General features: G+C 71.6%; 13 protein-coding genes. 6 read left to right on the top strand and 7 right to left on the bottom strand.

The window, feature by feature from the left end:
• Positions 1-8: 8 nt before the first annotated feature.
• From AMK31_RS11385 to AMK31_RS11370, 3 genes are all read left to right on the top strand, one after another.
• Complete coding sequence (locus AMK31_RS11385) at positions 9-1,487, top strand: ABC transporter permease (RefSeq protein ID WP_073940340.1); 1,479 nt, start codon at positions 9-11, stop codon at positions 1,485-1,487.
• 44 nt (positions 1,488-1,531) lie between these two features.
• Positions 1,532-2,212 carry an ABC transporter ATP-binding protein gene (locus AMK31_RS11380; RefSeq protein WP_073940339.1) on the top strand — a complete coding sequence of 227 codons (681 nt, stop codon included), beginning with the start codon at positions 1,532-1,534 and terminating at the stop codon, positions 2,210-2,212.
• A gap of 212 nt (positions 2,213-2,424) precedes the next feature.
• A complete protein-coding gene (locus tag AMK31_RS11370; protein ID WP_079186805.1) occupies positions 2,425-5,727 on the top strand; it encodes a S8 family peptidase in 3,303 nt (1,100 codons plus the stop codon).
• Between the two features lie 46 nt (positions 5,728-5,773).
• Here the strand turns inward: AMK31_RS11370 and AMK31_RS11365 are convergent, their stop codons facing one another.
• Entirely contained in the window at positions 5,774-6,688 is a 915-nt protein-coding gene (locus tag AMK31_RS11365; protein ID WP_073940338.1) for a helix-turn-helix domain-containing protein, read from the bottom strand.
• Between the two features lie 171 nt (positions 6,689-6,859).
• Between AMK31_RS11365 and AMK31_RS11355 the strand changes: the two genes are divergently transcribed.
• Complete coding sequence (locus tag AMK31_RS11355; RefSeq protein WP_073940337.1) at positions 6,860-7,900, top strand: NAD(P)-dependent alcohol dehydrogenase; 1,041 nt, start codon at positions 6,860-6,862, stop codon at positions 7,898-7,900.
• 67 nt (positions 7,901-7,967) lie between these two features.
• On the opposite strand, the gene AMK31_RS11350 is transcribed toward AMK31_RS11355, so the two are convergent.
• Complete coding sequence (locus tag AMK31_RS11350) at positions 7,968-8,384, bottom strand: DUF1707 SHOCT-like domain-containing protein (RefSeq protein ID WP_073940336.1); 417 nt, start codon at positions 8,382-8,384, stop codon at positions 7,968-7,970.
• Positions 8,385-8,471: 87 nt separating this feature from the next.
• On the opposite strand from AMK31_RS11350, the gene AMK31_RS11345 reads away from it, so the two are divergent.
• A complete protein-coding gene (locus AMK31_RS11345; RefSeq protein WP_073940335.1) occupies positions 8,472-9,056 on the top strand; it encodes a TetR/AcrR family transcriptional regulator in 585 nt (194 codons plus the stop codon).
• Here AMK31_RS11345 and AMK31_RS11340 read toward each other — a convergent pair.
• From AMK31_RS11340 to AMK31_RS11320, 5 genes are all read right to left on the bottom strand, one after another.
• Positions 9,004-9,657 (bottom strand): DUF3885 domain-containing protein, encoded by a 654-nt coding sequence (locus AMK31_RS11340; protein WP_241842620.1) that lies wholly within the window; start codon positions 9,655-9,657, stop codon positions 9,004-9,006. The two genes, AMK31_RS11345 and AMK31_RS11340, sit on opposite strands and share 53 nt — an antisense overlap.
• Complete coding sequence (gene msrA / locus AMK31_RS11335) at positions 9,654-10,319, bottom strand: peptide-methionine (S)-S-oxide reductase MsrA (RefSeq protein ID WP_073940334.1); 666 nt, start codon at positions 10,317-10,319, stop codon at positions 9,654-9,656. The genes AMK31_RS11340 and msrA overlap by 4 nt, the downstream gene beginning before the upstream one ends.
• Positions 10,320-10,369: 50 nt before the next feature.
• Positions 10,370-11,473, bottom strand: coding sequence for a hypothetical protein (locus AMK31_RS11330; RefSeq protein ID WP_073940333.1), 1,104 nt, complete (start codon positions 11,471-11,473; stop codon positions 10,370-10,372).
• Between the two features lie 39 nt (positions 11,474-11,512).
• On the bottom strand, positions 11,513-13,111 hold the full coding sequence (locus AMK31_RS11325; RefSeq protein WP_073940332.1) for a M48 family metallopeptidase: 1,599 nt from the start codon (positions 13,109-13,111) through the stop codon (positions 11,513-11,515).
• A gap of 136 nt (positions 13,112-13,247) precedes the next feature.
• The gene (locus AMK31_RS11320) at positions 13,248-14,366 is read right to left on the bottom strand and encodes a hypothetical protein (RefSeq protein WP_073940331.1); all 1,119 of its coding nucleotides are present in this window, start codon (positions 14,364-14,366) and stop codon (positions 13,248-13,250) included.
• A gap of 107 nt (positions 14,367-14,473) precedes the next feature.
• Between AMK31_RS11320 and AMK31_RS11315 the strand changes: the two genes are divergently transcribed.
• On the top strand, positions 14,474-15,628 hold the full coding sequence (locus tag AMK31_RS11315; protein ID WP_073940330.1) for a cystathionine gamma-synthase: 1,155 nt from the start codon (positions 14,474-14,476) through the stop codon (positions 15,626-15,628).
• Positions 15,629-15,634: the final 6 nt, after the last annotated feature.

Raw genomic sequence — 15,634 nt, 5'->3', positions numbered from 1 at the left:
TGCGGCGCATGTTCTTCACCTACCTGAGGCGCGAACTGCGCCGCCGCAGAAAGGCGGCCCTCGTCGTCGCCTCCGGACTCGCGCTGGGCATCGCGCTGGTCATCGTGGTCAACTCCGTGTCCTCCGGCATGGGCAAGGCCCAGGACAAGGTCCTCCAGTCGCTGTACGGGCTGGGCACCGACATGACCGTCACCAAGGCGGCCGAGCCCGCCGAGGAGGGGCAGGACGGCGAGCGCCCGCGGTTCCGGTTCGACGCCCAGGACGAGGAGTCCGGCGAGGAGCAGAGCAGCGACCGGGTGATGGTCCAGGGCTTCCAGACCCTGTCGAGCGCCACCGTGAAGAAGGTCGCCGCGCAGGACGGCGTCTCGGACGCGGTGGGCGGACTCAGCCTCCAGGTCGTCAAGGTGAGCGGCGAGTTCACGCGGGGTCAGTTCCAGCAGCAGCCGGACAGCGGCAGCGGCGGCCGGCAGGACGGCCCCGGAGGCGGCGGCAGCGCCCAGCCGGAGGGCCGGGTGCAGGGCGGCGGCGCCGACTTCGACGTCAACAGCTACACCGTCTACGGCACCGACGTCACCGAACCCGCCCTCGGCCCGCTGACCTCCTCCGAGATCACCAGCGGCCGTACCTTCAAGGACTCCGAGACCGACGCGAAGGTCGCCGTCGCCGACGCGTCCTATGCCAAGGAGAAGAAGCTCGCCGTCGGCGACACCGTGACCGTCAAGGGCGTCAAGTTCGAGGTCGTGGGCATCGCCACACCGGAGAGCGGTGACGCGGCCGCCAATCTCTACATCCCGCTGAAGCGGGCCCAGACCCTCGCCGACTCCGCGGACAAGGTCACCACCATCTACGTCAAGGCGGCCGACTCCCAGCGGATCGACGCCGTCAAGTCGGGCATCCAGAAGAACATCTCCGGTACGACGGTCACCACCTCCGCCGACCTCGCCGAGACCGTCTCCGGCTCCCTGTCCACCGCCTCCGACCTCGCCGGCAAGGTCGGCAAGTGGCTGTCGATCGCCGTGCTCGTGGCCGCGTTCCTGGTGGCCGGACTGCTCACCTCGTCCGCGGTGTCCCGGCGGGTGCGGGAGTTCGGCACGCTGAAGGCGCTGGGCTGGCGGTCCGGCCGGGTGACCCGGCAGGTGGTCGGCGAGGCCGTCGTCAACGGTCTGGTCGGCGGGGTGCTCGGCATCGTGGTCGGTGTCGCCGGGGCGTACGCGGTGACCGCGGTCAGCCCGACGCTCCAGGCGGAGCTGGGCGGCGGGACCACCGGCGGCGGCATGGGCGGCCCGGGCGGCGGCCGGATGCCCGGCGGGCCCGGACAGCAGGCCGCGTCCCGCACGCTCGACGTCGCCCTCACCGCGCCGGTGAGCCTGACGACCATCGCGCTCGCGGTGGGTCTCGCGGTGACCGGGGGACTGATCGCCGGCGCGTTCGGCGGCTGGCGGGCGTCGCGGCTGCGGCCGGCGGACGCGCTGCGGCGCGTCGAGTAGCCGACGGCCACGCCCACCCCCTCACCCCTCCCAGGAGCAGACCCATGTACGAACTCAAGGCCGTCACCAAGCGCTACACCCGCGGCAAGGAAACCGTCCACGCCCTCGCCGGGGTCGACCTGACCATTCCCGACGGCGACCGGCTGGTCATCCAGGGTCCCACCGGCGGCGGCAAGTCGACGCTGCTTCAGATGCTGGGCGGCCTCGACCGGCCCAGCTCCGGGGAGATCGTCCTCGACGGGACCGACCTGGCCCAGTTGTCCGAGGCCAGGCTCACCAAGGTGCGCAGCGAGAACATCGGCTTCGTCTTCCAGAGCTTCAACCTCATCCCCACGCTCACCGCGCAGGAGAACGTGGAGACCGCCCTCGTCCCGCTCGGCGTGAAGCCGAAGGAGCGGCGCGAGCGGGCCGCCGAGGCGCTGACGTCGGTGGGCCTCGGGGAGCGGCTCGGGCATCTGCCCGGTGAGATGTCCGGCGGTCAGCAGCAGCGGGTGGCGATCGCCCGGGCGCTGGTGAAGCAGCCGAAGGTGCTGCTCGCCGACGAGCCCACCGGAAACCTCGACGAGTCGACCCGCGACGAGATCATGGACGTACTGGAACGCATGTGGAAGGAGCTGGGGCTCACTTTCATCATGGTCACCCACGACTCCGCACTCGCGAAGAAGGCCCCGCGGCTGGCGACGATCCGGAAGGGAACCATCACGGTCAAGGAGAACAATTCTTGAGGAACAACACCTGAGGCGCCGTCAGTGAGGCTCGGCGCCGGGTCGTTTCTATAGCGAACTCGTGACACAGCCCGCTCTTGAGGCCATTGATCACCCCCCGGCATACTCACAGTTCCGGGGGGTGCACGAGCGTGTGTGCGGGACCACCCCCGGCCGGGTGAACGGGGAATTCGCCCGGTACCTCAACTCCAGGGGGAGTTTTGCGCAGACAAGTGAAGAGAGCGGGCGTCACCGCGGTCGCCACCGCGGCCGCCGTGGCCCTCGCCGCGGGACTGACCACCCCGGCCTCGGCGAAGCCCGCACAACCCGTCCAGAGCAGCGCCGAACTGAAGTCCCAGCACCACATCACCCTGATCACCGGCGACCGGGTCACCGTCGACGGCAAGGGGCGGGTCATCGGCCTCCAGGCTGCCAAGGGACGCGAGCACATACCCGTCCAGATCCGCAAGGTCGACGGGCACACCCTCGTCATACCCGCCGACGCGGCCCGCCTGGTCACCACCGGCAAGCTCGACCGGCGGCTGTTCGACGTCACCGAGCTGAACAAGTCCGCCACCCGCAAGGCCCAGAAGAAGGGCCTGAAGGTCATCGTCGGCTACCAGGGCGCCGCGGGCGGCGCCAAGTCCGACGTCCGGGACGCGGGCACGCTCCGGCAGAGCCTGAAGTCCCTGAACGCGGACGCCGTGCAGACCCCGTACGAGGACACCCACGAGCTGTGGGACGCGGTCACCAACGGCGACCGCACCGCCTCCGGCATCGCGCACGTCTGGCTCGACGGAGTCCGCCGGGTCAACCTCGACAAGTCCGTCGCGCAGATCGGCGCCCCCAAGGCCTGGGCGGCCGGCTACGACGGCAAGGGCGTCAAGATCGCCGTCCTCGACACCGGCGTCGACGCCACCCACGCCGACCTCAAGGACCAGGTCGTCGCCTCGAAGAACTTCACCAAGGCCGCCGACGCCACCGACAAGTACGGCCACGGCACCCACGTCGCGTCCATCGCGGCCGGTACCGGCGCCAAGTCCGGCGGCAAGCTCAAGGGCGTCGCGCCCGGCGCCGACATCCTCAACGGCAAGGTCCTCGACGACACCGGCTACGGCGACGACTCCGGCATCCTCGCCGGCATGGAGTGGGCGGCCGAGCAGGGCGCCGACGTCGTCAACCTCAGCCTCGGCGGCCCGGACGGCCCGGAGGTCGACCCGCTGGAGGCGGCGGTCGACAAGCTGTCCGCCGAGAAGGGCATCCTGTTCGCCATCGCGGCCGGCAACGCCGGTCCCGAGTCGGTCGGTTCGCCCGGCAGCGCGGACTCCGCGCTCACCGTCGGCGCCGTCGACGACAAGGACCAGCTGGCGGACTTCTCCAGCACCGGCCCGCGCGTCGGCGACGGCGCGATCAAGCCGGACGTCACCGCGCCCGGCGTGGACATCACCGCCGCCGCGGCCCCCGGCAGCGTCATCGACCAGGAGGTCGGCCAGAAGCCCGAGGGCTACCTGACCATCTCCGGCACGTCGATGGCCACCCCGCACGTCGCGGGCGCCGCCGCGATCCTCAAGCAGCAGCACCCGGACTGGACCGGCGCCGAGATCAAGGCCGCCCTGACCGGCAGCACCAAGGGCGGCGCGTACACGCCGTTCGAGCAGGGCTCGGGCCGTGTCCAGGTCGACAAGGCGCTGAAGCAGACCGTCGTCGCGGAGCCGGTGTCGGTGAGCTTCGGCGTCCAGCAGTGGCCGCACACCGACGACAAGCCGGTCACCAAGCAGCTGACCTACCGCAACCTCGGCACGCAGGACGTCACCCTCGCCCTGTCCGCCAAGGCCACCAACCCCAAGGGCCAGCCCGCGCCCGCCGGCTTCTTCAAGCTCGGCGCGACCAAGGTGACGGTCCCGGCCGGCGGCAAGGCCTCCGTCGACCTCACCGTCGACACCAAGCTGGGCGGCACGCTCGACGGCGCCTACTCGGCGTACGTCACGGCGACGGGCGGCGGCCAGACGGTCCGCACCGCGGCGGCCGTGCAGCGCGAGGTGGAGTCGTACGACGTCACCCTGAAGGTCCTGGACCGCTCGGGCAACGCGACGAAGAACTACGACGTCAGCCTGGACGCCATGACCGGTCTGGGCAGGGGCAAGTGGTACACGCCGTACGACCCGGACGGCACCGTCACCGCCCGCGTGCCCAAGGGCAGCTACGTCCTCAACTCCAGCGTGCTCGTCAGCGACGACCCCGAGAAGTACGAGGGCGCCGACTGGCTCGTCCAGCCCAAGCTGAACGTCACCAAGAACACGACGATCACGCTGGACGCCCGCAAGGCCAAGCCGGTGGACATCACGGTGCCGGACGCGGCCGCCAAGTCCGAGTTCGCGTCGCCCGACTTCACCGTCGAGTCCGGCGACAACTCGTACTCGTACGGCTGGTGGATGGACTCGTACGCCAACTTCCGCACCGCCCACCTCGGCCCGCAGATCACCGACGGCTCGCTCTCCCAGCAGTGGGCCGGACACTGGACCAAGGGCGCCGGTGAGCAGTACGACACCGTCGTCGGCTCCAAGGTGAAGCAGCTCGCCACCGGCTACACCAAGCACTACAAGGCCTCGGACCTCGCCAAGGTCAAGGTCGCCATGGGCGCCGCGACCCCCGGCAAGAAGGGCGCGCTCTCCGCGGTCGGCTGGCTGCCGGGCAGCTTCGGCGCCACGTCCATCGCCATCCCGCAGCAGCTCCCCGGCACCCGCACGCTCCACCTGTCCACGCAGGGCGGCGTCAAGTGGGACCTGGAGTTCGAGCAGCAGGGCGGCGTGGACGAAGAGGGCTGGCCGGTCTCCGAGGCCTTCTACAGCCTCGGCTCCGGGCAGGTCTTCAAGGGCGGCAAGAGCTACTCCAAGACCGTCAACAAGGCCGTCTTCGGCCCGACCCTGAACAGCGAGTTCGGCGTCTACCGGGACGGCAACGAGATCTACGGCTACCTGCCGCTGTTCGCCGACTCCGCGAAGAACCCCGGCTCGTCGCTGTTCACCTCGGTGAACACCACCCTCTACCGCAACGGCACCAAGGTCGGCACGAACGACGACCCGCTGTTCGGCGAGAAGGCGTTCAAGGTCCCGTCCGGTGACGCCGCGTACAAGCTGACCACCTCGGTCAAGCGGACCACCAAGGTCGCCGCCGCCTCCACCCGGATCGACGCGAGCTTCAGCTTCCGCTCCAAGAAGCCCGCCGACCTGGCCAAGCTGCCGGTCTCCACGGCCCGCTTCAACGCCTCCGTCGGCCTGGACGGCAAGGTCACCGCCGGCAAGTCGGTCACCTTCCCGGTCACCGTCGAGGGCGCGGCCAAGGGCAACCTGAAGTCGCTGTACGTCTACGCGTCCTACGACTACGGCCAGACCTGGAAGAAGCTCACCGTCAAGGACGGCAAGATCACCGTCAAGAACCCGGCGAAGGGGAAGGCCATCTCCTTCCACGCCAAGATCACGGACAAGAAGGGCAACAAGTCCACGATCTCGATCTACAACGCGTACTACGGCAAGTGACCCACGCCTGACCCACGCGTGATCTCGTGAAGCCTCGGCGCCGTCGTCAGACCGACGGCGCCGAGGTCTTCGCGTCCACGCCCCAGCTCGCCAGCAGCCGCAGCGCGTCGGCCGACGCGGACCCCGGCTCCGCGTGGTACGTGATCAGGGACTGCTCCACGTCGTCGACCAGGCGGAACGTCTCGAACGACAGGGTCAGCTCGCCCACCAGCGGATGCCGCAGCCGCTTCACGCCGTACGTCTTCTCCTTGACGTCGTGCCGCGCCCACAGCCGCCGGAAGTCCTCGCTCTTCACGGACAGCTCACCGACCAGCGCCGACAGCCGCGGATCGTCGGGGTGGCAGCCCGCGTCCATGCGCAGGAAACTCACCACGTCCGACGCCTTCTGCTCCCACTGCGGGAACAGCTCCCGGTACTCCGGCTTCAGGAACACCATCCGCGCCCAGTTCCGCTCCCGCTCCGGCAGCTCCCCCCAGTCGCCGAACAGGGCCGCCGCCATCCGGTTCCACGCCAGGACGTCCGAGCGCCGCCCCACGACGTACGCCGGGATGCCGTCCATCGTGTCCAGCAGCTGCCGCAGCGCCACCCGCACCGGCTGGCTGCGCGCCACCGGCTTCCTCTTGTGCTGCGTCGGCTTCGCCAGATGCGTCAGGTGCGCGTGCTCGGCCTGGTTCAGCCGCAGCGCGCGGGCGATCGCGTCCAGGACCTCCGCCGAGACGTTCCGGCCGTTGCCCTGTTCCAGCCGGGTGTAGTACGCCACCGAGACCCCGGCGAGCTGCGCCAGCTCCTCGCGCCGCAGCCCCGGCACCCTGCGATGCCGTCCGTAGTCGGGCAGGCCCACGTCCTCCGGCTTCAGCCGGGCCCGCCGGGTGCGCAGGAACTCGCTGAGCTCCGCCCGCCGGTCCAGACCGGCCCCGTGGTCCTCCGCCGGCTCCGGTACCGCGTCGAGCTTTCCATCCATACGTCCAGTATTCCTGGTCGTACGCACCTGAGCCTGACCCCGCCAGTGGTACGCACGGCGAACGTACGCAAAGGCGTGGTCTGGGTGGATGCCGCGCACTCGGCGAGGCTGGAGCCCGTACCCGGACGGAAGGCAGCCGGGCACGCGACCCCCGCTAGGAGACCCCTCGGCATGACCACTGTCGCCGCATACGCCGCCCCCTCCGCCAAGGCTCCGCTGGAGCGCACCACCATCGAGCGGCGGGAGCTCGGCGAGTTCGACATCCTGATCGACATCAAGTTCGCCGGAATCTGTCACTCCGACATCCACCAGGCCCGCGAAGGCTGGGGCGAGGCCATCTTCCCGATGGTCCCCGGCCACGAGATCGCCGGCATCGTGACCGGGGTCGGCCCCGGCGTCACCCGCCACGCCGTCGGCGACCGCGTGGGCGTCGGCTGCATGGTCGACTCCTGCCGCGAGTGCGAGAACTGCAGGGCCGGCCAGGAGCAGTACTGCGTCAAGGGCAACGTGCCCACCTACAACGGCATCGGCAAGGACGGCCTGCCCACCTACGGCGGCTACTCCGAGAAGCTGGTCGTCGACGAGAACTACGCCGTCCGCATCCCCGACGGCCTGGCGCTCGACGAGGCCGCGCCGCTGCTGTGCGCCGGCATCACCCTCTACTCGCCGCTCAAGCGCTGGAACGCCGGCCCCGGCAAGAAGGTCGCCATCGTCGGCCTCGGCGGCCTCGGCCACATGGGCGTGAAGATCGCCCACGCGCTCGGCGCGGAGGTGACCGTGCTGTCGCAGTCCCTGCGCAAGCGGGAGGACGGCCTGAAGCTCGGCGCCGACCACTACTACGCCACCAGCGACCCGAAGACCTTCGAGGAGCTGGCCGGCACCTTCGACCTGATCATCTCGACGGTCTCGGCCCCGCTGGACTTCGGCGCCTACCTGTCGCTGCTCAAGACGCAGGGCACCCTCGCGAACGTGGGCGCCCCGGAGGAGCCGGTCTCCCTCAACCTCTTCTCCGTGATCGGCGGCGGCAAGTCCCTCGCCGGCTCCATGATCGGCGGCATCGCCGAGACCCAGGAGATGCTGGACTTCTGCGCCGAGCACGGCATCGGCGCGGAGATCGAGCTGATCCGCGCGGAGCAGATCAACGAGGCGTACGAGCGGGTGCTCGCCAGCGACGTCCGCTACCGCTTCGTGATCGACACGGCGACCATCTGACCGTCCCGGCGCACACGACCCGGGGCCGGCGGCCCGCACCAGCTCCGGTGCGGGCCGCCGGCCGTTTCTAGGCTTCGTCCCCGCCGCGCGGCCAGATCGCGACCGCGACCAGCACGGCCGCCCACACGCCCAGCGGCGCGAGTGGCCAGTAGTACGTCAGCTCCCCCCGCTGCGCACAGCGCACGCCCCATATCCCGGACATGATCACCGCCCCGCCGAGCCAGTACCGCCACTCGGCCAGCCACTCCACGAGGTCCTTGCGGTCCTGTTCCGCGCGCGTGGGCGCCGGCGCGGGCAGGTCGGCGGTCAGTACGGCCAGGTCGCCGGCCGTACGCGCCCGCAGCGCGCCGGCCGCGCGGTGCGCGTGCTCCTCTTGCTCGAGTCGGCCCTCCGCCAACGCCTTCGTGAGCACGCCGAGCACCTGGTCCCGGTCGCGGTCCGAGACCCGCACGGCGGGCGTGGCAGGATCGCGCTGGTCTTCCATCGCTGTCCCCTTTCCGTACGGCACGGCAGGCCGTCGGCAACGACTTTTAGAATACGACTGTATCTCAAAAAGGTGAGGAGCGCGCCGATGCCCAAGACCGTCGACCGGGAGGAGCAGCGCCGGCAGATCGGCACCGCCCTGCTCGAACTGGCCGCCGAGCGCGGCCTCGACGAGGTCAGCGTGCGCACCGTGGCCGCCGCCAGCGGCCGCTCCGCCGGCGCCGTGCAGAAGTACTTCAGCACCAAGGAGGAGATGCTCGCCTTCGCCGCCGAACTGGCCGGCGAGCGCGTCGAGCGGCGGATGGCCGAGGTCGGCACCACGCTGCCGGCACGCCGGGCGCTGCGCGAACTGATCCTCACCACGCTGCCCCTGGACGCCGAGCGCCGCGCCGACGCCACCGCCCAGCTCGCCTTCGCCGTCCACGCGGCCCACCACCCCCGCCTCGCCGCGATCCGGCGCCAGGTCGACCAGGACGTCCGGCAGGCCCTGGTGACCTGGCTGGAATCGGCCGGGCACGGCGACAACGCGGGCGCCGTCGCCGACGCGGTGATCGCCCTGTCCGACGGCCTGGCGCTGCGGATGCTCTACGCGTCGTCCGAGCAGGAGCGGGAGGGCCTGCTCACAGCCCTGGACCGGGCGCTGGACGTTCTGATCGGCTCGCCGGGGGCCTGATGTCGAAGATCGGCCGGGTGCGGGCGGGGAGCCAGGCCGCGTGACGGTCGCGAAGCCGGTCCCGTTCGGCAGGCGTGGCGAGGACGACGTCCGCGCCGCCGTCGTAGGGGTGGTGGATGCGGCGGAGCTCCGTGTCGGTGACGAACACCTCGACGACCGCCTCGTCGGCGACGGCGCGCAGCAGATCGTCGACGCAGCCGGATCGCCACGGCCGCCGGTCGGCGTAGAGGCGCGTATAGGTGTGGAAGTCCGGATCGGGATCGTCCAGATCCGGTTCGGTCCACCAGAGGACACCCTCGGGGTGGAGCTCCCGGCGCGGTGTCGGATACCCGGCGGGACCGGTCGGGGTGTACGACCAGTCCATGGTCACGACGAACACGTCCGTGCCGGCGAACAGCCCGTCGAGAACGGTGTTGTACCGCTCCAGGACGACCGCGTACTCGTCCTCGGACTCCGGGTAGCGCTTCGATCCGGGAAGGCTGTGGAAGCGCACCCAGACATCCGTGTACGTGCTGCGGAACGTGTGCCCGACGGGCGGACCCGCCGGCCGTCGGGCCCGCCACAGCGCCGCGAGCAGCGCCGGGTCCACGTCAGTCGTCATCCTTCGGCCTTGGCGACGCCGATCGGGCAGGAGACGCCCGTGCCGCCGATGCCGCAGTAGCCCGCCGGGTTCTTGTCGAGGTACTGCTGGTGATAATCCTCGGCCGGATAGAACGTGCGGCCCTCCGCCGGCAGGATCTCCGTGGTGATCTCGCCGTAGCCGGAGTCGGTCAGCACCCGCTGGTACGACTTCCGGGAGGCCTCGGCCGTGGCCGCCTGTTCGGGGGTGTGGGTGTAGATCGCCGAGCGGTACTGGGTGCCGACGTCGTTGCCCTGGCGGAAGCCCTGGGTCGGGTCGTGGGCCTCCCAGAACGTCTTCACGAGACGGTCGTAGGAGATCACCGCCGGGTCGAAGACGACCCGCACGACCTCCGTGTGGCCGGTCAGGCCCGAGCAGACCTCCTCGTAGGTGGGGTGCTCGGTGTAGCCGCCCTGGTAGCCGACCAGGGTGGTGTACACGCCCGCCTGGAGCTGCCAGAACTTGCGCTCGGCGCCCCAGAAGCAGCCCAGGCCGAAGTCGGCGGTCTCCAGGCCCTCGGGGTAGGGGCCGAGGAGCGGGGTGCCGAGGACCGTGTGACGCTCGGGGACGGTGAAGACCGGCTCCGGGCGGCCCCGCAGCGCCTGCTCGGGGGTGGGCAGGACGGGCGTACGTCCGAAGAGCATGGGTTCCTCCTTGTGCAGGGCGGTGCCTGCGTCAACGTACGGCCGCGTCCTCAGATTCCGCCGCGCGCCTTCAGCACCTGCGCCGCGCTGTAGTCCCGCTCCCCGGTGTAGGCCTTGATCATCGCCTCCCGGCCGCCCCGGTACGACCACGGCACGGCGTCGATGTACCCGTCGACCAGCCGGAACTGCTCCACCGCCGCCTCGTGGCGGTCCTGCCAGAACAGCAGGCTGGCGAGGAGGTGGCGGACGTGCGGGATCCGCCAGTCGCCGGGGTTCGCCGCGGCGGCCGCCGCCACGTCGACCAGGGCAGCGTCGACCGCGGCGACGACCTCGGGGCGCTTGTAGAACTCGTCCCGGTTGAGGTCGTCGTGCGCGATCTCGTACTCGTAGTACGCCTCCAGCGGCAGCACGCTCAGCAGCTGCCCCGGCCGGCCCTTCCCGGCCGCCGCCCGGGCGAACGCCTCCGCCAGCTCGTGCGAGCCGCGCCACTTGGCGCACCAGTACTGCAGCGCGGCGGAGTGCGCGGCCAGGTGGTGCGGGTCGCGCTTCTCGATCTCCGCCCAGATCTTCTCGAAGCGGTCGTGGGGATAGCCCAGGCCCATCGCCAGCGGCAGTTCCACGATGAACGGGCACGGGTCGTCGCCCGCCAGCGACTGGGCGTGCGCGCATGCCTCCTGCGCCTGCCGCAGCACGCGGTGGAAGCCCGCGAACTGCTCGTCGGTGGTGTACTTCGCCCGCGCGGCGCCGCGGATCTCCCACGCCAGGTCGATCAGGGACTCGGCGTGCACCAGGGCCGCGGCGGGGTCCTCGGGCCGCGCGGTACGCCACGCCAGCAGCCAGGCGTCGTCCTTGACGGCCTCCCGCGCCAGCACGCTGGAGCGCCGGTCCCGCTCCTGCCAGTCCTGTCCGGCCGCCGCCAGGAACTCGGCGCCCGCCTGCCAGTTCCCGGCCCGCACGGCCTCCCGCGCGGCGGTGACCTCGGGGTCGGGGGCGCGGTCGTGGTCGGTGTCGAGCTGGTCGCCGGGCAGGAAGCCCAGCTTGGCGGCGGCCTTCGGCAGGTCCCCGGTGCGTACGCCGCCCGGACCCTTCGTGTGCTTGCGGAACCAGACGACGAGCACGATCAGGAGGACGGCGAGCGGGATGACTATGTGCATGGGTGCGTTGTGTCCTTGGGGAGGAGAGGGGTGGACCTGTCAGTGCGTCGGCGCGAGCAGCCTGCGCAGCTCGCCGGTCTCCGGTACGTCCGCCACCGCCGCGTCCAGCGCCTGCTTCAGCCACTCCTCGTGGCCGTCCGGCAGCCGCAGCCGGGCCGCGTCGCTCCAGGACAGCTCCCAGTGGGCCCGGCCCTGGCGGGCGAGTTCGACGAGGACGAGCCGGCCGAGGCGGGCGCGCAGCTGGGGCCGGGCGAACTCGCGGGCGGCGCGGCCGGTGGCGGCCTCGGCCTCCGGCGACTTGGGCAGCAGATCGGCGAGCTGCCACAGCAGGCCCGCGTCGGCGGCGTCGAGGACGGCGGACGGGGAGCCGTCGCCGCCGTGTGCTTGGGCGACGGCCCGGCGCAGCGGTTCGGCGTCCTGCTCGGCCTGCCGGAGCATCGACCGGTGGACGAGCTGTGCCCAGTCGGCGGCGCGGGCCAGCCGCAGCGCCTCCGGGGTGAGGGCGACCCGCTCCAGTTCGGTGAAGGCGCGGTCCGGGTCGGCGAGCAGGGCGAGCGCGGGGCGGGCGCCGGCCAGGGCGCGGCCGTCGTCGGGGAGCTGCTCGATCAGGGCGACCCGCTCGGCGATCGGCGGGTGGGAGTCGTACGGCGACTGCTCCTGCGGGGGCGGGGAGGCGCGCAGCTCGTCGAGTTCGCCGGCGCGCTCGGCGAGCAGCCGGCGCAGGCCGCCGAAGACCTCGCCGGGCGGCGGCAGCAGTCCGGCAGCGGTGCCGAGGGTGGCGTAGGACTGCATGTAGAAGTCGTGGGCGGAGTCCAGGACGGGGATCTCGCGCAGCGCGGAGGCGGTGGCGTCGCGGCCGGCGATGCGGGCGGCGGCCAGGTCGGCGGCGAGTTCCTGGCGGCGGCCCACTTCCTGGGAGACGCGCAGGTAGAAGCGGCCGTACCAGAGGAAGGGCTTGGCGGCGAGGCGGTAGCTCATGCCGGCGCCCCCGGTGTCGACCTCGTCGGCTTTCTTGCCGCGGGCGAGCCGCTTGGCGTTCTTCTTCTCCTGGCGGGCCTGCTCCTTGGCGGCCTTCGCCTGGGAGCGCTCGTGCAGGTTGGCGACGGTGCGCATGACCTGGAGGCGGCCGCGCAGGGTGATCGCGACGAGGCGGGTGTCGTGGTGGGTGTAGTGCCCGAACTCGTGGGCGATGACGGAGCGCAGCTGGGGTTCGCTCAGGCCGGTCATCAGCGGCAGGCCGATGTACATGCGGCGGCGGCCGGGCAGCAGGCCGAGCAGGCGGGTGTCCTCGGTGACGGCCGCGTTGACGTCGCCGGTGAGGACGATCTCGTCGGGTGCGCGGGTGCCGGTCTGCTCGGCGAGCTCGCGTACGGCGGCCCACAGCGCGGGTTCCTGCTCGGGGGTCACCGGCAGGCCGGGGACCGGCTCGTCCTTGGGGGTGCGCAGCGCGAACATGCCCTGCACGATGGGGATCGCGACGAGCGCGCTGACGAACCAGATCTTGGCGGTGATGCTGCCGACCCCGGCCTCGGCGAACGCCCAGTCGACGGCGACCAGTGCGCCGAGCATGACGAAGCCGAGGAGATAGAAGCCGGCGAGCAGGACGAGGGCGCGCAGCGCGCGCAGAGTTGCGCCCATAGCGGGACGAACCCCCCACGGAGTTCTTGAAAATGGACATGACGAAACGATGTGGGGGGATGCGGAGTATGCCTGACCGCAGGTCAGCGCGGCAACGTCATTTCCGGGAGGACGCCGCCGCGCCGGGGCCCGTGGGTCAGTGCGGAAGGGTCGCCGGGCTGCCGCCGTTCGCCTCGTAGCCCGCCACCGCCAGCGCGCGGTAGACCGCGAACTCCGCCGCCGGGTCCGGCGACAGCGTCCAGGGCAGGGCGCCGACATGGCCGTCGACGTGCACCAGCTCGTTCATGGCCTCCGCCCAGCGCTCCGCCCGCACCAGGAAGAAGATCAGCAGATGGCGCACGTGCGCCAGCATCGGGTCGTCGGCGCGGGCCGAGTGGACCGCGTGCAGCGCGCCGTGGATCGCCTTCGTCACGACCTCGCTCTGGTAGAAGCCGCTCACCAGGTTCACCTCGGGCAGGTGCTCGAACACCGAGAACAGCGGCATCGCCGCCAGCAGCGAGCCCTGCGGCGCGCGGGCCGCCGCGGCCTCCGCGAACGAGGTCGCCAGCTCCTTCGAGCCGTGCCACTTCTCGCACCAGAAGTGCAGCGCGGCCAGATGCGCGCCCATGTGGTTCGGCGTCCGGTCCAGGATCCTCAGCCACAGCTGCTCGAACTCCTCGCGGGAGTAGGCGAGACCGCGGGCCACCGAGAGCTCGACGATGTACGGGACCGGGTCGCCGGGGGCCAGCAGCGCCGCGTCCCCGCACGCCGCCTTCGCCTCCTCCATGATGATCCGGAACTCGTCCGTGCCCGGGGTCGCCGTCCGCCACGCCTGCTGCACCAGGAACTCGGCGTGCACCGCCGCGCCCCCCGCGTCCTTGGGCTGCTCGGCGCGCCACACCCGCAGCCACTGCCCGCCGGGCGTCTCGCCGGCGTTCCCGGGCCGCTGCTGGAGCTCCAGGGAGGCGGCACCCGCGAAGGCCTGCACGCGCTGCCAGCGCAGCTCGCCCTCCGCCTCGGTGCCGGCCAGCAGCTGGGCCGCCGCGCGGTAGTCCTGCGTGCGCTGCACCAGGTCCAGGACGTCCAGCAGGTCCTGGTCGGGGCCGGGCATCCGGACGTCCAGCTCCTCCTGGCGCACGAAACCGTAGTTCGCCGGGTCCGCGGCGTCCGGGTGGCCGGGCGGAACCTGCTCGATCATGCCGCGCCGGCGCCTCATGAAGGGGAGCAGCACCAGGCTCAGCATGAGCAGTGCCATCAGGACCCAGAGAATCTCCATGCCTCCAGCGTTCCAGACGCCCATGACAATTGGCCAACCCGGTCGGTGACCTGTGGATGACTTCGCCGTCCGTCATCTTTCCCGTTCGCGCACTACGCTCGGTGCTCATGAGCGACAGGCACATCAGTCAGCACTTCGAGACGCTCGCGATCCACGCGGGCAACACCGCCGACCCCCTGACCGGCGCGGTCGTCCCGCCCATCTACCAGGTGTCGACCTACAAGCAGGACGGCGTCGGCGGGCTGCGCGGCGGCTACGAGTACAGCCGCAGCGCCAACCCGACCAGGACCGCCCTGGAGGAGAACCTCGCCGCCCTGGAGGGCGGCCGCCGCGGCCTCGCGTTCGCGTCCGGACTGGCGGCCGAGGACTGCCTGTTGCGCACGCTGCTCGACCCCGGCGACCACGTGGTCATCCCGAACGACGCGTACGGCGGCACGTTCCGCCTGTTCGCCAAGGTCGTCGCCCGCTGGGGCGTGGAGTGGTCGGTCGCAGACACCAGCGACCCGGCCGCCGTGCGGGCCGCGATCACCCCGAAGACCAAGGTCGTGTGGGTCGAGACGCCGTCCAACCCGCTGCTCGGCATCACCGACATCGCGGCCGTCGCCCAGGTCGCCCGGGACGCCGGCGCCAGACTCGTCGTCGACAACACCTTCGCCACGCCCTACCTCCAGCAGCCGCTGGCGCTCGGCGCGGACGTCGTCGTGCACTCGCTGACCAAGTACATGGGCGGCCACTCGGACGTCGTCGGCGGCGCCCTGATCACCGCCGACGAGGCGCTGGGCGAGGAGCTGGCCTTCCACCAGAACGCGATGGGCGCGGTCGCCGGGCCCTTCGACTCCTGGCTGGTGCTGCGCGGCACCAAGACGCTGTCGGTGCGCATGGACCGGCACAGCGAGAACGCCACGAAGATCGCCGACATGCTCACCCGGCACGCGCGCGTGACCAGCGTGCTGTACCCGGGGCTGCCCGAGCACCCCGGTCACGAGGTCGCCGCCAAGCAGATGCGGGCGTTCGGCGGCATGGTCTCCTTCCGGGTCGAGGGCGGCGAGCAGGCGGCCGTCGAGGTCTGCAACCGCGCCAAGGTGTTCACGCTCGGCGAGTCCCTGGGCGGCGTCGAGTCGCTGATCGAGCACCCCGGGCGGATGACGCACGCCTCCGCGGCCGGCTCGGCGCTGGAGGTGCCGGGCGACCTGGTCCGCCTCTCCGTGGGCATCGAGAACGTCGAGGACCTGCTGGAGGACCTCCAGCTGGCGCTCGGCTAGCCGACG

The organism is Streptomyces sp. TSRI0107 (genome assembly GCF_001905845.1).
GTDB lineage: Bacteria > Actinomycetota > Actinomycetes > Streptomycetales > Streptomycetaceae > Streptomyces.
Note: the sequence above shows the minus strand (reverse complement) of the source record. Positions and strands in the feature narration are given on the sequence as shown.